Raw genomic sequence first — 16,562 nt, forward strand, 5'->3', positions numbered from 1 at the left:
CGGGCGGTCACGCCGCCGCCCGCCCCCTGCCGGTGGGCGCGGCTCTTCAGAAGGCGTCGACGTCGACGACGGCCGCGGCGAAGGCCTCCGGTGCTTCCTGGGGGACGTTGTGCCCGATGCCCTTCAGCGTGCGGTGGGCGTACTTCCCCGAGAACTTGGCGCGGTAGGCGGCCCCCTCCCCGGCCGGGGTGAACGGGTCGGCCTCGCCGTCGAGGGTGATGGTGGGCACCCCGATCATCGGGCCTGCGGCGAGGCGCCGCTCCAGGCGGTCGTAGCGCGGATCGCCCTTCTCGAGGCCCAGCCGCCAGCGGTAGTTGTGGAGCACGATGGCCACGTAATCCGGGTTCTCGAAGGACGCCGCGGTGCGGCGGAACGTGGCGTCGTCGAACTCCCACGTGGGGGAGTTGAACTGCCAGACCAGCCGGGCGAGGTCGTGCCGGTTCTCCTCCAGGCCGAGCCGTCCGCGCTCGGTCGAGAAGTAGTACTGGTACCACCACGCCCACTCCGCCTTGGGCGGCAGCGGCTGCTTGTTCGCCTCGCGGTTGGTGATCAGGTAACCGGTGACGGAGACCAGGGCCTTGCAGCGCTCCGGCCAGACCGCGGCGATGATGTCGGCGGTCCGCGAGCCCCAGTCGTAGCCGGCGAGGACCGCCTTCTCGATCCGCAGGGCGTTCATCAGGGCGATGACGTCGAGCGCGACCACCGACTGCTGGGCGTTGCGGAAGGCCCTGGGGGAGCGGAAGCGCGTCGTGCCGTGGCCGCGCAGGTGCGGGACGATGACGCGGTAGCCCTCCGCCGCCAGCAGGGGTGCGACGTCGGCGTAGCTGTGGATGTCGTACGGCCAGCCGTGCAGGAGTATCACCACGGGGCCCTCGGCGGGGCCGGACTCGGCGTAACCGATGTTCAGGACGCCGGCGTCGACCTGCTTGAGGGCGCCGAGGGAGGTGTACGTCCCCCGGACGGATGCGGGTCCCCCGGTGCCCGGCCGCGGCCCGTGCGGTGTCGCCGCCGAGGCGGGCTGCGACGCGAGGCCCGACAGCCCCGCGAGTGACGCCGCGGCCGCGCCCGCACCGAAAACCTTGCCGAAGCTCCGCCTGTCGATCATTCCCAACCTTCTTTCCTGTTCCCGGGGTTCTCCCGGCGGCAACCCTCGCACGCGCATGCGTCACCGGTCAAGGTGGTGACGCAGGTGACGCACTGCCGACGTCGTCCGGGGGCCCACTGAGGTCCGGGGGAGGGGTGGCCGGGCGGGCCGCGGAAGGGGATGGCAGGATGACGTCCGGTCGTCGCCCCGTGCGTGCCGCCCGTGTGGCCGCCGCTCCCGGCCGGCCCCCTCGGGCACCGTGCGGCAGCGTCGCCGGCGGACGGCCCATCGCGCGGCTGCCGCGTCCGCATCGCGGCGGCAGGCGTCCTCGTCGCTACCGCAGGAGTTCCGTCATGTCCCACCGCACCGGCCTGATCCTCGACTTCGGCGGTGTCCTCACCACGCCTTTGCTGCCCGCCGTGCTCGCCTTCGAACGGCGCGAGGGACTGGCCGAGGGGGCGTGCATCACCGCGCTCTACCTCGACGAGGAGGGGACCCGGCGCACCCACGACCTCGAACGCGGCACGATCACCCAGGTGGAATGGAACATCGCGGCGGCCCGCAGCCTCGGCGTGGCGCCCGACAACCTCATGGGCCGGATCTTCGCCGACCTCCGCCCCGAGACGGCCCTGATCGACGCCGCGGCCGCCGCCCGGCGCGCCGGGGTGCGCGTGGGGATCCTGTCCAACTCCGTGGGCTCCGCGCCGTGGGACCTCTACGACGGCCACGACCTGGAGGGTTCGTACGACGCGGTGGTCATCTCCGAGCACCACGGGATGCGCAAGCCCGAGCCCGCCATCTTCGAACTGGCGCTGGAGAAGCTCGGTCTGCCCGCCGAGGCCTGCGTGTTCGTCGACGACACCGAGCAGTACCTGGCGCCCGCGGCGCAGCTGGGGCTCGCGGGCGTCCACGCCAAGGACCCCAAGGAGACGATCGCGCAGCTGGAGGTCCTGCTCGGCGTCGCACTGACCTGAGCGGCGGGACCGGGACCGGGCCCGGGGCCGGGTGGGCCGCCGTGTGCGGCCCGCCCGTGTGCCCCGGGATCAGATTGCGGACGCCAGCCGCCGCAGGATCCGCTCCGCGGGCTCCTCGGTGGCGTGGCGGTAGCCCGTGCCCGCCCACAGGTTGATCCGCTCGGGGTCGCCCGCGGCGGCGGCCGCCTTGCGCATCGGGCTGGTCAGATGGTGCAGGGCCGGGTAGCCGGCCGGAGCGTGCCCGGTGTGGCGGTCGGTGAAGCCGTTGCGCAGTGCCCTCGCCGGACGACCCGTGAACGCCCGGGTCACCATCGTCCCGGTGCGTGCCGGGTCGGCCAGCGCCGCCCGGTGCGGCGCGGAGGTGCCGGCCTCCTCGGCGCGCAGCAGGACGGTGCCGACCATGACCGCGTCGGCTCCGGCCCGCAGCGCACCGGCCACGGCGGCCGGGGTCGCCAGGCCTCCGGCGGCGACGAGCGGCAGGGGCACCGCCGCGCGCACCTCGCCGAGCAGGTCCTCGAGGGGGACGGCCGCCGGTACGTGCTGCGGGGTGAGCGTGCCGGAGTGCCCGCCCGCGGCGGACGCCTGCACGGCCAGTGCGTCCGCGCCCGCCTCCGCGGCGGCCCGGGCCTCCGCGGCCGAGGTGACGGTCAGGACGACCAGGCTTCCGGCGGCGCGCAGCGCGGAGACGACCGAGGCGTGCGGGACGCCGAAGGTGAAGCTGACCACCGGCACCGGGTCGGAGAGCAGCAGGTCGACCTTGTCCGCCCAGTGGTCGTCGTCCTCGACGATCTCCGCCGCCTGCGCGTCGATGCCGTGCGTCCCGGCGTCGGGCGCGATGGCGCGTGCGTAGCGCCGGAAGGCGTCGGGGTCCACCGGGACGGGATTGGGTGCGAAGAGGTTGACGCCGAAGGGCACCTGTCCGGGCCGGACCGCGGCGATCTGCTCGGCGAGCGCCGCCGCGGTGCGGTATCCGCCGGGCAGGAAGCCCAGGCCGCCGGCTCGGGCGGCCGCGGTGACCAGCGCGGGGGTGGTGGGACCGCCGGCCATCGGCGCGGCGAGGACCGGGGCGTCGACCCCGAGTGCGGCCAGTGGCGAGACCATGATGTGAGTGTTCCTCCTGCGGGGCGGCGACGGTCGTTCGCGCGGTGGGCGCGGGGCGGGCGGTGCCGGCGGCGGGCTTCTCGCCGGCGTCACGGTGCGGCCCGTGTTTGCCAGTATACGACCGCCCAACTATTTTTATTAGACCGGTCGACTATCATCGCCCATCCCTGATCCGGCCGCCCTCCGCACGCGGACGGGTGCCGTTCTTCCTACCGTTGAGCACAGAGGAGAACCGACATGAGCGCTGACCCGAAGGACGCCGCGAACGACCCGATGCGCGAGACGCTGTCCCGCTGGAAGGCCGCCTTCGACGGCCACCGGCCGGACGAGATGGCCGAGTTGTTCACCGTGGACGCCCTGTTCCAGGGGTTCGGGCCCGAAACCACGGCCGGCCGTGACGCGGTGCGCGCCTACTACGAGGCCGTGACGGAGGACCGCTGGGCGGACGTGGGGAAGGTGCAGGGCTACCGCATCGGCGACCGGGTGGCCGGCGGCTTCGCCGACGTCGTCTTCCGGGGCGCGGAGGGTTGGGAGGCCGCCGTGCACCTCTCGCTGGTCCTGCAGCGCGAGGGTGACGACTGGCTGATCCGCGCCTACCACGTCTCGCGGATCGTCACCGACCACTGAGGCCGAAGGCCCCCCGTCCGCCGGGTGGAGCGCGTTGCGAGGTTCCGCCTCCCAGCAGGGAGGGCGGCGGTCGTGGCGCCGCCCCCGCCCGTGGGCGCAGGGTGGAAGGGCGCAGGACCGGCGGTTCGTACACCGGTCCGGCCGCGTGCCCGCCCGTCGAAGGTTCCGGCAGTTTCGAAGAGAGGCAACACCGTGAAGGAGTTCCTGGTCGAACTCACCACCACCGTCCCCGAGGGCACCGACCCCGCCGAGGTGGACCGGCGTCGCGCGGCCGAGGCCGTCCGCGCCGGGGAACTGGCCGCCGCCGGCCACCTCGTCAGGCTGTGGCGCCCCGTGGGCGAACTGCGCAGCATCGGCCTCTGGCGCGCCGCCGACGAGGCCGAGCTGTACGAGAAGGTCCTCGGCACGCTGCCGCTGTGGCCGTGGATGGCCGCGGCCGTCACCGCCGTGCAGTCCCACCCCAATGACCCGGGGAAGGCGAACGGCGACGCCTGACGGCGCACGCCCGCCGCACACGCGGCACCACACACGGCTCCCCGCCGCCCGGACACGGTCGCGACGGGGAGCCGTGGTCCGTCCGGTCCCGTCCCGGAACCCACCCGTCGAGGAATGTGTCATGATCCAATCAACCCGGCGCCCGGCCGCCGCACGCGGCGGCGCCCCCGGGTCGCCCTGGGCCCATGTGGCCCGGGCCGGGGCGGCGCTGGCGGCGGCCATGGGGGTCGGCCGTTTCGTCTACACCCCGATCCTCCCCCTGATGCACGCTCAAGCGGGCCTGACGGCCGGGGCCGGTGCGCACCTGGCGACGGCCAACTACGTCGGCTACCTCGCCGGAGCGCTCGCCGGGACCGTCCTCCCCCGGCTGACGCGCTCCGCCGCCGTCCTGCGCGGTTCGCTGGTGCTGCTCGTCGTGAGCCTTGCCGCCATGCCGCTCACGCACGCGACCGCCGTATGGCTGGTGCTCCGGCTGGTCGCGGGCACGGTGAGCGCGACGGTCTTCGTCATCGCCGTCAGCGCGCTCCTCGGGCGGCTGCGCGCGCACCCCGCACACCTGCCGGGCTGGGGCTTCGGCGGGGTCGGCGCAGGGATCGCGCTGTCCGGCCTGCTCGTCCTCGTCCTGCGCGGCTTCGCCGACTGGCGGGCCGCGTGGTGGGCGTCCGCCGCACTCGCCGCGCTGCTCGCCGTGCCGGCGTGGACCATGCGGACGGAACCCGCGCCGGACGCGCCGGACGCGCCGGACGCGGCGGACGCGGCGGCCGCGTCGGTCGATGCGGCCCCCGGAGCGCCGGGGCGGACGGCGGCGCCGCGCACGCACCGCTGGTTCGGTGCCCTGTTCGCGTCGTACACGCTGGAAGGCGTCGGCTACATCATCGCCGGCACCTTCCTGGTCGCCGCGATCGACCAGGGCTCACCCGGACCGCTCGGCACCGCCGCGTGGGTGCTGGCAGGGGTGGCGGCCGTCCCCTCCGCCGCGCTGTGGGCGTGGCTGGGACGGCGCTGGTCCCGCCCGGACGTGCTGCTCGCCGCGCTGGTCGTGCAGGCCGCCGGCATCGCCCTGCCGGCCCTGGTCGGGGGGTCCGCCGCCGCGCTCGTCTCGGCGTTCCTCTTCGGCGCCACCTTCATCGGCGTGAGCACGGTCGCCCTCGCGGCCGGGACGCATCTGCGGTTCCCACGTGCGGTCGCCCTGCTGACCGCCGGCTACTCGGTGGGTCAGATCCTCGGCCCTGTGGCCGTCGCGCCGCTGCTGCGCCACGGCTACCAGCAGGCACTGGTCCTGGCGGCACTGGTCGTCCTGGCCGCCGCCGCGGCGGCGTTCGTGCTGCGCATCGGGTTCCCGCACCGCTTGGACCTGCCCGCCCCTCGGGAAGCCGCCTCCGGCGGCGCCGCCCCCGTCCGGGTTCCGGGTCTTTGACAGTTCTCGACCGGTCGTCTACGTTATATGTGACCGGTCGTCTAGTACCGGATTCCCCATGACACCCCCTGGAAGAAGTAACACCATGAGCATTGAGGGTCAGAAGGTCGCGGTCATCACCGGTGCGTCGCAGGGCATCGGTGCCGGTCTGGTCGAGGCGTACCGGAAGCTGGGGTACGCGGTGGTGGCCACGTCGCGGAACATCGGCGACTCGGCGGACCCGGGCGTCGTGACGGTCCGCGGCGACATCGCCGAGTGGGCGACCGCGGAGCGGGTGATCGCGACGGCGGTGGAGCGCTTCGGCCGGGTGGACACGCTGGTCAACAATGCGGGGATCTTCGTGGCGAAGCCGTTCACGGAGTACACCGAGGCGGAGTACCGCGCCGTGCTCGGCATCAACGTGGACGGCTTCTTCCGCATCACGCAGCTGGCGGTGGAGCGGATGCTGCAGCAGGGCGGCGGGCACGTGGTCCAGATCTCCAGCAGCCTCGGGGACCAGGCGGACGCGAAGATCACGTCGGTGCTGGCCTCGCTCACGAAGGGCGGCCTGCAGTCGGCGACCCGGGCGCTGGCGACCGAGTACGCGAAGCAGGGGATCCGGGCGAACGCGGTGGCGCTCGGCACGATCAAGACCCCGATGCACCCGGTGGAGACCCACGAGTGGCTGGCCGAGCTGCACCCGGTCGGGCGCATGGGCGAGATCGCCGACATCGTCGAGGCGGTGCTCTACCTGGAGAACGCGCCGTTCGTGACGGGCGTGACCCTGCCCGTCGACGGCGGCCAGACCGCCGGCCGCTGACCGGCTGGCTGCACAGGCCGTGAGTTCACGGCGGCGGCCCCGGACGGAGACGTCCGGGGCCGCCGCCGCGTCATGCGCCCGGGGTGGGGCTCGGGGGTCCGGAGAGCGCGGACTTGGCGCGCCGGGTCTCCTCGTCGGCGAGGACTTCCGGCCGGTCGTGGAGCAGCGCGTCCATGGTCAGTTCGGCCACCGTCCCGGCGCTGATCTTCGGGGCGTCGGTCCACGCGCTGAGTTCGGTGTCCACGAAGCTCGCGTGGACGCCCACCACCAGCGTGCCCTGGGGGTGCAGGGCCTGCCGGAGGGTGTCGGTCAGCGACCATGCGGCCGCCTTGGAGGCCGCGTACCCGGGGATCAGCGGCTGGCCGACCCAGGACGCCAGCGAGAGCATGTTGACCAGCGCCCCGCCCCCGTTCGCGGCCAGGATCGGGGCGAAGGCCCGGGAAACGGCCCAGGTGCCGAAGTAGTTGACCTCCATCGCCTGGCGCGCGCCGTCGAAGGAACCCTCCAGCAGACGGGTGCCGGCGCCGCCCGTGCCCGCGTTGTTGACGACGATGCTGACGTCGCCGGCCGCGGCGGCCGCCGCGGCGACCTCGTCGGGCTTGGTGACGTCCAGGCGCAGGGGTACGAGGGTGTCGTCCACCAGGCTCTGGTCGACGAGGCTCTCCGGATCGCGGACGCCCGCGTAGACCTTGGACGCGCCGTGCGTGATGAGCGCGCGGGCGAAGGCGCGGCCGATGCCGCGGCTCGCGCCCGTCACCAGGGCGACCGACCCCTTGATGTGCATCGTGCCTCCTTCCTGCGGGCGCGCCCTGCCCGCACGGCCGCGCGGTCGTCGGCGGCCCCGGGCGGTGTGCGGCAGCCCTCGGCGCAGGCGTGGATCGGCCTGCGGGGCCAGGCTAACAGCTGACTTTAAGTGTGAAAGTCAGATGACTGGGCCGGTCGGGCCGCTGGCCGCCCTGTTCGGCCCACTGGGCGAGCCGGCGCAGGGCCCGGTCGGAGGCGGTCGCGGGCTCCGCGGTGCGGACGCCGAGGATCTGGTCCGGATCGCCGGTGGCGCTTGATGCCGTGGCCGTCCCACCACGTCGGGAGGTCCTCGTCGCGCCCGGACAGTTCGCCGACCAGCTCGGCGAGCCGGGGGTCGTGGGGGTGCTTGCCGGAGTAGAGGCGGGCGTCGAGGAAGATGAAGCGGGCCATGCTCCGCTGCCGCTGGGGGAGCGCGTCGAAGCCGGTGTGGAGCGCATGGGCGAGCCGGTCGGCGGCCGGGACGCAGGTGCGGCGCCCCACCACCAGCGCGGGGCCCTCGGTCATCGGCTCCAGGAGGCGGTGCAGGGCCGGACGGACCTGTTGCGGCGGCAGCGGACGGGGCGCCGGGGCGGTGGGGCGGAGGACCTGGCCACGGTGAACAGATGGACCCGTTCGTCGTCGGTCAGGCGCAGGGCGCGGGCGGTTCGGGGACCGGGCCGGCCTGCGCGGGGGAGATCTTCGCGCGGCGTGAGCGGAGGAACTCCCCGAGCGCGGCGTTCCGGGCGTTGTCCCTGGTCATGTGCGCGTATGTCTCCCTCACGCCACGGCGCCCGCCACGGGGGAACGCGCCGCGCAGGGGTACTGCGGGAGCCCCCCCCGGGGCCGGGCGTCAGGCCCGGGCCCCCGCGTGGTCCTCCCACGCCTGCTCCAGGGCACGGGTGAACAGCTCGACGGGCTGCAGTCCGCTCACGCCGTACTTCCGGTTCAGCACGAAGAACGGCACGCCGCCGGCGCCGAGTTCAGCGGCCAGCCGCTCGTCGGCCCGTACCTGCTGGGCGTAGGCGTCGGGGTCGGCCAGGACGGCGCCTGCCTGCGCCCGGTCCAGTCCCGCCTCGGCCGCCAGGTCCAGCAGGGTCTCCGTGTCGTAGACGGAACGCTCGTCCGCGAAGTTCACCCGGAAGGCGAGGTCCAGGAGCTCCTGCTGGACGCCGTGCTCCTTGGCGAAGTGCAGGAGGCGGTGGACGTCGAAGGTGTTGCCGTGGACGCGGCCGCCGATCCGGAAGTCCAGTCCTTCGGTGCGCGCCTCGGACGCGGCGTGCTCCTCCCGTGCGACCTGCTGCTCGCGGGTGCGCCCGTACTGCGCGGCCACGGCGTCGATGATCGGTGTCGTGCCGTTCTTGGCGTCCGGGTTGAGCTCGAACGACCGGTGTACCACCTCGACGCCGTCACGGTGCTCGAAGCCGGCGAGGGCCCGCTCGAAACGGGCCTTGCCGGCGTAGCACCAAGGGCAGGCGATGTCGGTCCAGATCTCGACGCGCATGTTTCCGCATCTCCCTGTTCGTGGGTTCGGTGAGGATGTGGGGAGCGGCGCCGCGCGGTTCCCCCGGTGAGGGGGCCTGCCGCGCGGCGCCGCTGCCGGCGGGGTGCCGGGAGGGGTCAGGCCGCCTTGAGCTGCGCGGCGACGCGCACGACGCGCTCGGCCTGGACCCGGGCGGCGGTGCGGGTGACCTCGTCCACGGGGTTGTTGCCCTGGCCGTCCACGTGGGAGGTGCCGTAGGGGTTGCCGTCGACGAACTTGGAGGGCTGGGTGAAGCCCGGGGTGACGGTGATGCCGCCGAAGTGGTGGATCGAGGTGTAGAGGGCCAGCAGCGTGGCCTCCTGGCCCGCGTGCGCGGTGGCGCTGGAGACGAAGGCGCTGTAGACCTTGTCGATCAGCTTGCCCTCGGCCCACAGCCCGCCGAGCGTGTCGATGAACTGCTTGAGCTGCGCCGAGACGTTGCCGAAGCGGGTGGGGGTGCCGAAGATCACGGCGTCGGCCCACTCGACGTCCTCGGGCGTGGCGTGCGGGACGTGCGTGTTCGCCGCGTGGTGGGCGGCCCAGGCCGGGTTGCTCTCGATGGCGGCCTGGGGGGCGAGTTCGGCCGTCTTCACCAGGCGCACCTCGGCGCCGGCCTTGACGGCGGCGTCGTGCAGTTCCCTGGCGATCTCGGTGATGGTGCCGGTCGACGAGTAGTAGACGATGGCGAGCTTGACGGGGGTGGCCACAGGAGGCTCTCCGGTTCTTTTCGTTGCTGTGCGATGGGGGGATGGGCGGACCGGAGGAACTAACTGACCGGTCGCCTATTTGAAGCTAGACGACCGGTCGACAACTGTCAAAGGCATGTGCTCGCACCGGTTCTCGCCGGAGTGCCGATCATTGAGGCCTCATTGACCCGTCAAGAAGCTAAAGTGGGGGGATGGCGTCCACGAAGCAGCAGTTGCAGCCCCTCAGCGCGAGGGAGGAGGCTTTCGTGCGCGCGCTGGGCCGGGTGCTCCTGGAGCTCCCGCGTGCCGTCGACGCCGACATGGTCGAGGGGGCGGGGCTGCCGCTCTCCGAGTACACGCCGCTGAGGCACCTGTCCGAGACCCCGGGGCGCGCGATGCGGATGAGCGAACTCGCCGCCGCCTGCAGCCTCTCCCTGAGCGGGATGACCCGCGTCGTCATCCGGCTCGAGAAGCACGGCTGGGTGGAACGCGTCAAGTGCGCCGAGGACGGCCGTGGTTGGAACGCCGTGCTGACGGACGCCGGGCTCGAGCGCCTGGAGCAGGCCTGGCCGACGCACCTCGCCAGCGTGCGACGCCACCTCGTCGAACCCTTCGCCGACCAGGACCTCGCCGCGCTGACCATCGCGCTGGGCCGGGTGGCGACCGACCAGGGCGCCTCCGCCTGACCCCGGCCTGAGACCTCCGCCTGTTCGCCGTCGAGGCCGGCACGCCGGCACGCCGGCGGGCCGCAGTGGGCAGAATGGGTGTGCCGCCGTCGGGCCGGTGCCTTGCCCTCTTGTTCGTCACCTGTCAAAATGGTGACATGATGCATGTGTTCAAGTGCGGCATGCCCGTGCTGGACTTCGTGGGAACCCTGAGGCGCCGTCGCAACCCGGAGCCCCAGGAGATGCTCACCACGCCCGAGAGCCTCGACGCCTGGTTCCGCGAGTCGGGGCTCGTCGACGGGGACGTCCTCTCGCAGCCGTCCGACGTGGCGGAGGCGGTCTCCCTGCGGGAGGCGGTCTTCTCGCTCGTCAGGTCCGCGCTGAACAAGGAGGACTACGACACCGACGCGCTCGCGCTCCTCAACGCGGCGGCACGCAGGCCGTCCGCCGTCCCGCAGCTCACCAGGGACGGGCGCAGGGTCGAGGCGACGCCGCAGCAGGCCCTGTCGTCGCTGGCCCGGGAGGCCGTGCGGCTCCTCAGCGGCCCGGACGCGGAGCTGGTCAAGGAGTGCAGCAGGCCGGAGTGCACGCAGATCTACCTCGACCGCTCGCACGGCAGCCGTCGCGAGTGGTGCGCCATGGACCCCTGTGGCAACCGTGTGAAGGCGGCGGCGTACCGCGCGCGAAAGAAGGCGGCCACGCCGCGGACGGCCGTGTCCGCGTAGCACACCGCCGCGCGGGGGAGCGAGTGCCCGTCGATACGCCCGGGTGGCCGGGCCCCGCAGAACGGGGCCCGGCCACCCGGGCGTTGCGTGGGTGCGGCGCGGCGACGTTCAGCGCTCCGGCGTGTCCTCGGCCGCCGGGCGGTCCTCGTCCAGCCAGTGGGCGTGCCATCGCCGCGCCCAGCCCAGGGAGACGTACCCGGTGCGCATCCCGAGCCGCGCCTCGGGGTCCTGGAACGCCTTGCGGATGTGCCCGATCAGCACCAGGGCGATGGCCCAGGCCAGGAGGTCGTGCACGAAGATCGCGCTGGTGCGGGAGACCGCCGGCAGCAGGCCCGTGAACCACATCAGCAGCCCCGTGGCCGTCATGACCAGCACGACCCCGGCGAGCCAGCCAGCGTAGAGCTTCTGACCGGCGTTGAACTTGCCGGCGGGACGCATGTCCGGCGAGGTCAGCCGCCGGCGCGCGGCCCGCAGCCAGCGCTTGTCGTACGGGGCGAAGCGGTTCAGCCTGCGCAGGTCCGCGCGGAAGGCGGGGGAGGCGAGTCCGAGCAGGAAGGGCAGCGGCAGCAGGATCCCCGACCATTCGTGGACCGTCGCGAGCAGGTGGCGGCGGCCGACGAGCTGGGCCAGCGGCCCCAGGTAGAGGCAGGCCGCGGTCACCAGGCACACCAGCATCAGCAGACCGGTGCCGCGATGCACCCAGCGCTCGGCCCTGGTGAACCGCAGTACGCGCCCGGAGCGTTCAGGCGGCCTGCGCGTCGCCGCGCTGGTCGGCGCCGTCGAGCCAGCCGTCGACGTCATAGCCGTACTCCTCCCAGTAGCCGGGGATGACCTTGTCGGTCACGGTGATTCCGGACAGCCACTTGGCCGACTTGTAGAAGTACATCGGCGCGGCGTAGAGCCGGACGGGGCCGCCGTGCTCGTGGCTGACGGGCTTGTCCTGCATCTTCAGGGCGACCAGCATGTCGGGGCGGCGCGCCTGGGTGAGGGTCAGGCTCTCGGTGTAGACGCCGTCGAAGCACGTGAAGTGGATCGCCTTGCCCTCCGGGCGCACCCCTGCCGCGTCCAGGAGGTCCGACAGCGGCACGCCCTCGAAGGGGGTGTCCGCCACCCGCCAGCCGTCGGTGCACTGCACGTCGCGCACGATCCGCTGCTGCGGGAGCGCGCGGAGGTCGTCGAGGGTGTACGTCCGCGGACGGTCGACGAGACCGTTGACCTTCAGCCGGTAGGTCCGCTCGTCCTTGCGGGGCACCGAGCCGACGACGCTGTAGTAGCGGAAGCCGCCCGGGTTGGGGAGCACCCCGGTGAGCCCGGTGGGGTCGGCCTGGGAGGCCGCGCCGAGGAAGTTCTCCCAGCCGCGCTGCAGCCAGGGTGCGGCGGCGACGCCGGCGACGCCGGCGCCGAGCATGCCGAGCATGGTGCGGCGCGCCACGGGGGCCCCGCGCTCCGGCTGCTTCTCGTGGTCGGCCGCGGTCATCACGCCCCCTTCCGGGAGACGAACTCGGCGGCCCGCTCGGCGATGGCGTAGACCGTCGCGTTGGTGTTCCCCGAGACGATCGACGGCATCACCGAGGCGTCGGCGACGCGCAGCCCGTCGATGCCGCGGACCCTGAGCTCCTCGTCCACCACGGCGCCCTCGTCGGTGCCGAGCCTGCACGTGCCGACCGGGTGGAAGTAGGACGCCAGGCCCCTGCGGAGGTAGGCGGCGACCGCCGCGTCGTCGTCGACGTCCACGCCGGGCAGCACCTCCTCGCCGCGCCAGCCGTCGAGCGCCCTGGCCCGGCCGATCTCACGGGCCGCGCGGATGCCGGCGACCATGGTCCGCAGGTCACGGGGGTCGGCGTAGTAGTCCGGGTCGATCAGGGGGGCGGTCCCGGGCGCGGATGAGGCGAGCCGCACCGTGCCGCGGCTGTGCGGGCGCATCAGCGAGACGCGGATCGTGTAGCCCTCGCGCGGCCCCGCGAGGGCGGGCGCATGGCTCGGGACGTCGACGAAGATGATCTGCAGGTCGGGGGCGTCGGCGGAGGGCGTGCTGCGCAGCAGGCCCAGTGCCTCCCCGTGGTTGTTCCGCGCGGCGGGGACCGGGCGGGCGGCGGAGTAGACCAGACCGGCCATCACATGGTCCTGCAGGCCGCTCCCGACGCCGGGCAGGTCGTGGACGACCTCGACGCCGGTCTCCCGCAGGTGCCGGCCGGGGCCGATGCCCGAGAGCATGAGCAGGTGCGGGGTGCCGATGGCGCCGGCCGTGAGGATCACCTCACGGGTGGCGCGGGCGGTGACCTCTTCTCCTCCGGCGGTGTACGCCACCCCGGTGCAGCGGTCGCCGTCCAGCAGGACGCGGTGGACGAGCGCACCGGTCACCACGCGCAGGCCGGCCCGTCCCGACGCGGGGGTGAGGTAGGCGTCGGCGGCGCTCTGACGCCGGCCGTCGACGATGTTCAGGTCAGGCCAGCCGAATCCCTCCTCCAGCCCGGAGCTGATGTCGGCCGCCCTGCGGTGGCCCGCTTCCGCGGCCGCTTCCAGACAGGCCTCCAGCACCGGGTTCGGCTCGCGGGCGGGGGCCACGGCCAGCGGTCCGTGCTGCCCGCGCGTGCGGGGGTCGCGGCCCTCCGCGCGCTCGCTGCGCATGAGGTACGGCAGGAGGGCGTCGAAGCCCCAGCCCTTCGCGCCGCCGGCGGCCCACGCGTCATAGGCGCTGCGGTGCCCGCGGGTGAAGACCATGGCGTTGATCGCCGACGACCCGCCGAGGCCCCTGCCCCGGGCGAGCGCCACGGACGTGCCGGTGGCGGCCTGCTCGGTCGTGCGGTCGCCCCAGTCGGACGACGTGCCCAGCAACCGCGGCCACGCGGGGGGAACCGGCATCGCCTCCGGCACGTCGGGGCCGCCCGCCTCCAGCAGGAGGACGCGGGCGCCGCCGTCCTCGGACAGGCGCGAAGCCAGCACACTGCCGGCCGTTCCCGCGCCCACCACGACGTAGTCGTAATCCACAGCCTGGCTCACGCGGCCTCTCCTCGGTTCCGGGGACGCGATGACCGATCTGATCACCTATTGAAGTGGTGATGACTTTCGCACAGAAAAAAGTCACCTGTCAAGGCGGTGACGAGTGAGGGCGTCCAGGGTCGCATGGTGAGACGCGGCGTCGTGAATGAACCGATTGACGCCATTATGCGTCGCAGTTACTTGCATGGTGCAGCACTTTCCTGATCTACTCCTTGACGCAGCAAGCTATTGGCCCGGGGTCTGCGGCTCTCGCGTGCACGCCCGTCCGGACAAGAAGAGGGATCTTCGTGAGCTTCCACCGTCGGGGCGGTGACGCACCGGGAGGTCGTGCGACTGCGATGCACCGGCCGAGTTCGGCCGCCGATGCGGTCCCCGCCCCTCACGCCTCCCGGTTCCCCCTCGCGGGTGCGGGAGTTGCGGCGGATGCCGGGAATTCGGCTGATGGACCCCCGCGCTCTTCCCGCTCGCCGTCCGGAGGATCCGGCCCGCCGCCGGCGAACCGCGCGACGGTGGCTCGATAGTGACGGTGCCTCAATTCCGGGGATTCGGCGTGGGTAGAATCCGCGAGCCTTCCACGGGCCGATGGAGCGTCACATCGACGTCCGGCCAGGGGAATTGGCCTCACACGTTCAAGATTTGGGATCGTTCATGACATCAGAAACATCCATACGCCGGCACGCCAGGCGGCGCAGGCCCGGTCTGCTGGCCGCGGTCGGCGCGCTGGTGATCGCGGGTTCGGTGGCCGTGCCGTTGACGGCGCAGGCCACCGGTGCGGCGCCGGCGGAGACCGCCCGGCAGCGCGACTTCGCCGCGGCGGCCGAGGAGTACCACGTGCCGGAGCAGGTGCTGCTGGCCGTGGCGTACCAGGAGTCGGCGTGGGACGGGCACGCGGGCGCGCACAGCGCGAGCGGCGGCTACGGTCCGATGCACCTCACCGACGTGACGGCGGAGATGGTGGCCGGTGGTGACGCCGGAGCGGCCGGCCGCAGCGACCTCGCGTCCTTCGTCGCCGACCCGGCCCTGCACACCCTCCAGGCCGCGGCGAAGCTCACCGGCCTGTCGGCGCGGGAGCTGAGGAACGATCCGGCGGCCAACATCCGCGGCGGCGCGGCGCTCCTCGCGTCGTACCAGCAGGCCACGGCCGGAACCGCCTCCGCCGAACCCGGCGACTGGTACGGAGCCGTGGCCCGTTACAGCCAGGCCTCGCAAGCGCAGGGTGCCAAGGCGTTCGCGAACCGTGTCTTCGCCACCCTGGCCAAGGGCGCCGGCCGTACCACGACGGACGGGCAGCGGGTCAGCCTCGCCGCCGCGCCGCAGGTCAAGCCCGCCACGAGCCAGTTGGCGAAGCTGCACCTGAAGGCCGCGGCGACCGCCGACGTCGAGTGCCCCGCCACCGTGGACTGCACCTTCGTGCCGGCGGCGTCGACCAACGGCCAGGTCTCCAGCCGGCCCGCCAACGGGGTCCGCATCGACACCATCGTCATCCACGACACCGAGGGCTCGTACGAGTCGGCGATCGCCACCTTCCAGGCCCCGGGCAGCACGACCGCCTCGCACTATGTGATGCGGTCGTCGGACGGTGCGGTGACGCAGATGATGCCCACGAAGGACATCGCCTTCCACGCGGGCAACTACTCCACCAACATGCACTCCATCGGCATCGAGCACGAGGGCTACGCGGCGCACGGGGCCGACTGGTACACCGAGGCGCAGTACGAGGCCACGGCGGAGCTGGTGAAGTACCTGGCCGAGCGCTTCGACATCCCGCTCGACCGGCAGCACATCCTGGGCCACGACAACGTTGTCGGCCCTGCGTCGTCCTACGTCGCGGGCATGCACTGGGACCCGGGCACCGCCTGGGACTGGGAGCACTTCATGGCCCTGCTCGGCGCGCCCGTCACGGGCGAGCACGGGGTCGGTGACATCGGCTCGGTGGTGACCATCGCCCCCGGCTTCGAGCGGAACCAGCAGACCGCCGAGATCTGCCCGTCCGAGGACCCGACCGGTGCCACCCCCGAGTGCACCAAGGTGACGCAGGCGGCCAACACCCTGTTCGTGCGCACCGCCCCCAGCAGCACCGCGCCCCTCTTCGGGGACCCGGCGATCCACTCCGGTGCCGCCGGCACCGACCGGATCAACGACTGGGGCAACACCGTGCAGGCCGGCCAGCAGTTCGTCGTCGCCGGCAAGGAGGGCGCCTGGACCGCGATCTGGTTCAGCGGCGCGAAGGTGTGGTTCTACAACCCGCACTGCGCCAACACCGTTCCGGCGCACGGCGGTTACACCCTCATCAAGGCCGGCGTGACGCCCGCCACGCCGCCCGGCAAGGTGTACGGCACCAGCTACCCGGACGCCTCGGAGTACCCGGCCGGGTATGGCGCCTCCTCGCAGGCCCCGCTGAGCATGTACAGCATCCCGTCCGGCCAGGCGTACGTCGCCACCGCGCCGCCCGCCCTGACCGACGACTACTTCAAGAACGACGGCAAGGTCGTCTTCGGCGCCAAGAAGATGTACACCATCCAGTACAACCACCGCACCGCGCTGGTGTACGCGGGCGACGTCATCGCCACGGAGCGTCCCGCGCACAACGACCGCTGATCCGGTCGCCGGCGCCCGTTCCGACGCGCTGAGGGTGGGGCCCGTGAGCCACGGCTTCCGGGCCCCACCCGCATCCGGGCCCCCTGTTC

The 16,562-nt window shown here is 73.1% G+C and carries 17 protein-coding genes; 8 read left to right on the plus strand and 9 right to left on the minus strand.

Features of this window, described 5'->3' with window-relative positions:
• Positions 1–46: 46 nt before the first annotated feature.
• Positions 47–1,105: an alpha/beta fold hydrolase gene (locus ABZ312_RS06185; RefSeq protein ID WP_500436609.1), complete on the minus strand. Its 1,059-nt coding sequence runs from the start codon at positions 1,103–1,105 to the stop codon at positions 47–49.
• A 332-nt stretch (positions 1,106–1,437) separates the two neighbouring features.
• Here ABZ312_RS06185 and ABZ312_RS06190 point away from each other — a divergent pair, with 332 nt between their 5' ends.
• The gene (locus ABZ312_RS06190) at positions 1,438–2,058 is read left to right on the plus strand and encodes an HAD-IA family hydrolase (protein ID WP_500357770.1); all 621 of its coding nucleotides are present in this window, start codon (positions 1,438–1,440) and stop codon (positions 2,056–2,058) included.
• Positions 2,059–2,127: 69 nt separating this feature from the next.
• Here the strand turns inward: ABZ312_RS06190 and ABZ312_RS06195 are convergent, their stop codons facing one another.
• Positions 2,128–3,159, minus strand: coding sequence for a nitronate monooxygenase (locus ABZ312_RS06195; protein WP_500436611.1), 1,032 nt, complete (start codon positions 3,157–3,159; stop codon positions 2,128–2,130).
• Between the two features lie 237 nt (positions 3,160–3,396).
• Between ABZ312_RS06195 and ABZ312_RS06200 the strand changes: the two genes are divergently transcribed.
• The 4 genes from ABZ312_RS06200 (at position 3,397) to ABZ312_RS06215 (ending at position 6,497) form a co-directional block, all read left to right on the plus strand.
• Positions 3,397–3,786 carry a YybH family protein gene (locus ABZ312_RS06200; RefSeq protein ID WP_500325209.1) on the plus strand — a complete coding sequence of 130 codons (390 nt, stop codon included), beginning with the start codon at positions 3,397–3,399 and terminating at the stop codon, positions 3,784–3,786.
• Positions 3,787–3,978: 192 nt separating this feature from the next.
• Positions 3,979–4,281, plus strand: coding sequence for a muconolactone Delta-isomerase family protein (locus tag ABZ312_RS06205; RefSeq protein WP_500325207.1), 303 nt, complete (start codon positions 3,979–3,981; stop codon positions 4,279–4,281).
• Between the two features lie 121 nt (positions 4,282–4,402).
• A complete protein-coding gene (locus ABZ312_RS06210) occupies positions 4,403–5,698 on the plus strand; it encodes a YbfB/YjiJ family MFS transporter (RefSeq protein ID WP_500325205.1) in 1,296 nt (431 codons plus the stop codon).
• A gap of 85 nt (positions 5,699–5,783) precedes the next feature.
• Entirely contained in the window at positions 5,784–6,497 is a 714-nt protein-coding gene (locus ABZ312_RS06215; protein WP_500325203.1) for an SDR family NAD(P)-dependent oxidoreductase, read from the plus strand.
• Between the two features lie 70 nt (positions 6,498–6,567).
• On the opposite strand, the gene ABZ312_RS06220 is transcribed toward ABZ312_RS06215, so the two are convergent.
• The 4 genes from ABZ312_RS06220 to wrbA all read right to left on the minus strand — a co-directional run bounded on the left by ABZ312_RS06220 (position 6,568) and on the right by wrbA (position 9,506).
• On the minus strand, positions 6,568–7,281 hold the full coding sequence (locus ABZ312_RS06220) for an SDR family oxidoreductase (protein WP_500325201.1): 714 nt from the start codon (positions 7,279–7,281) through the stop codon (positions 6,568–6,570).
• A gap of 125 nt (positions 7,282–7,406) precedes the next feature.
• The gene (locus ABZ312_RS06225; RefSeq protein WP_500325199.1) at positions 7,407–7,805 is read right to left on the minus strand and encodes an MmyB family transcriptional regulator; all 399 of its coding nucleotides are present in this window, start codon (positions 7,803–7,805) and stop codon (positions 7,407–7,409) included.
• A 325-nt stretch (positions 7,806–8,130) separates the two neighbouring features.
• Complete coding sequence (locus ABZ312_RS06230) at positions 8,131–8,781, minus strand: DsbA family oxidoreductase (RefSeq protein WP_500325198.1); 651 nt, start codon at positions 8,779–8,781, stop codon at positions 8,131–8,133.
• Between the two features lie 116 nt (positions 8,782–8,897).
• Complete coding sequence (gene wrbA / locus ABZ312_RS06235) at positions 8,898–9,506, minus strand: NAD(P)H:quinone oxidoreductase (protein ID WP_500325197.1); 609 nt, start codon at positions 9,504–9,506, stop codon at positions 8,898–8,900.
• Between the two features lie 191 nt (positions 9,507–9,697).
• Between wrbA and ABZ312_RS06240 the strand changes: the two genes are divergently transcribed.
• Together ABZ312_RS06240 and ABZ312_RS06245 are read left to right on the plus strand one after the other, a co-directional pair.
• Complete coding sequence (locus ABZ312_RS06240; protein ID WP_500325196.1) at positions 9,698–10,171, plus strand: MarR family winged helix-turn-helix transcriptional regulator; 474 nt, start codon at positions 9,698–9,700, stop codon at positions 10,169–10,171.
• Positions 10,172–10,311: 140 nt separating this feature from the next.
• Positions 10,312–10,875, plus strand: coding sequence for a CGNR zinc finger domain-containing protein (locus tag ABZ312_RS06245; RefSeq protein WP_500325259.1), 564 nt, complete (start codon positions 10,312–10,314; stop codon positions 10,873–10,875).
• Between the two features lie 108 nt (positions 10,876–10,983).
• Here the strand turns inward: ABZ312_RS06245 and ABZ312_RS06250 are convergent, their stop codons facing one another.
• Genes ABZ312_RS06250 through ABZ312_RS06260 form a run of 3 tightly spaced genes read right to left on the minus strand, consistent with a single transcriptional unit; the run spans position 10,984 to position 13,863 of the window.
• Positions 10,984–11,676 (minus strand): cytochrome b/b6 domain-containing protein, encoded by a 693-nt coding sequence (locus ABZ312_RS06250; RefSeq protein ID WP_500325194.1) that lies wholly within the window; start codon positions 11,674–11,676, stop codon positions 10,984–10,986.
• Positions 11,618–12,292, minus strand: a complete 675-nt coding sequence (locus tag ABZ312_RS06255; protein WP_500436698.1) for a molybdopterin-dependent oxidoreductase — start codon at positions 12,290–12,292, stop codon at positions 11,618–11,620. Before ABZ312_RS06255 ends, ABZ312_RS06250 begins: the two co-directional genes overlap by 59 nt.
• A 59-nt stretch (positions 12,293–12,351) precedes the next feature.
• Positions 12,352–13,863 (minus strand): GMC family oxidoreductase, encoded by a 1,512-nt coding sequence (locus ABZ312_RS06260; protein WP_500325256.1) that lies wholly within the window; start codon positions 13,861–13,863, stop codon positions 12,352–12,354.
• A gap of 660 nt (positions 13,864–14,523) precedes the next feature.
• Here ABZ312_RS06260 and ABZ312_RS06265 point away from each other — a divergent pair.
• Complete coding sequence (locus ABZ312_RS06265; RefSeq protein WP_500357774.1) at positions 14,524–16,473, plus strand: N-acetylmuramoyl-L-alanine amidase; 1,950 nt, start codon at positions 14,524–14,526, stop codon at positions 16,471–16,473.
• Positions 16,474–16,562: the final 89 nt, after the last annotated feature.

The sequence above is a fragment of the Streptomyces sp. NPDC006207 genome (assembly GCF_040613835.1).
Classification (GTDB): Bacteria; Actinomycetota; Actinomycetes; order Streptomycetales; family Streptomycetaceae; genus Actinacidiphila.

What these genes read in the sequence shown, in the direction of transcription:
- ABZ312_RS06240 (WP_500325196.1), top strand. Translation starts at nt 9,698, where the DNA reads ATGGCGTCCACGAAGCAGCAGTTGCAGCCCCTCAGCGCGAGGGAGGAG.
- ABZ312_RS06215 (WP_500325203.1), top strand. Translation starts at nt 5,784, where the DNA reads ATGAGCATTGAGGGTCAGAAGGTCGCGGTCATCACCGGTGCGTCGCAG.
- ABZ312_RS06230 (WP_500325198.1), bottom strand. Translation starts at nt 8,781, where the DNA reads ATGCGCGTCGAGATCTGGACCGACATCGCCTGCCCTTGGTGCTACGCC.
- ABZ312_RS06245 (WP_500325259.1), top strand. Translation starts at nt 10,312, where the DNA reads ATGCATGTGTTCAAGTGCGGCATGCCCGTGCTGGACTTCGTGGGAACC.
- ABZ312_RS06220 (WP_500325201.1), bottom strand. Translation starts at nt 7,281, where the DNA reads ATGCACATCAAGGGGTCGGTCGCCCTGGTGACGGGCGCGAGCCGCGGC.
- ABZ312_RS06265 (WP_500357774.1), top strand. Translation starts at nt 14,524, where the DNA reads ATGACATCAGAAACATCCATACGCCGGCACGCCAGGCGGCGCAGGCCC.
- ABZ312_RS06185 (WP_500436609.1), bottom strand. Translation starts at nt 1,105, where the DNA reads ATGATCGACAGGCGGAGCTTCGGCAAGGTTTTCGGTGCGGGCGCGGCC.
- ABZ312_RS06225 (WP_500325199.1), bottom strand. Translation starts at nt 7,805, where the DNA reads ATGACCGAGGGCCCCGCGCTGGTGGTGGGGCGCCGCACCTGCGTCCCG.
- ABZ312_RS06195 (WP_500436611.1), bottom strand. Translation starts at nt 3,159, where the DNA reads ATGGTCTCGCCACTGGCCGCACTCGGGGTCGACGCCCCGGTCCTCGCC.
- ABZ312_RS06200 (WP_500325209.1), top strand. Translation starts at nt 3,397, where the DNA reads ATGAGCGCTGACCCGAAGGACGCCGCGAACGACCCGATGCGCGAGACG.
- ABZ312_RS06210 (WP_500325205.1), top strand. Translation starts at nt 4,403, where the DNA reads ATGATCCAATCAACCCGGCGCCCGGCCGCCGCACGCGGCGGCGCCCCC.
- ABZ312_RS06250 (WP_500325194.1), bottom strand. Translation starts at nt 11,676, where the DNA reads ATGACGTCGACGGCTGGCTCGACGGCGCCGACCAGCGCGGCGACGCGC.
- ABZ312_RS06255 (WP_500436698.1), bottom strand. Translation starts at nt 12,292, where the DNA reads ATGCTCGGCATGCTCGGCGCCGGCGTCGCCGGCGTCGCCGCCGCACCC.
- ABZ312_RS06190 (WP_500357770.1), top strand. Translation starts at nt 1,438, where the DNA reads ATGTCCCACCGCACCGGCCTGATCCTCGACTTCGGCGGTGTCCTCACC.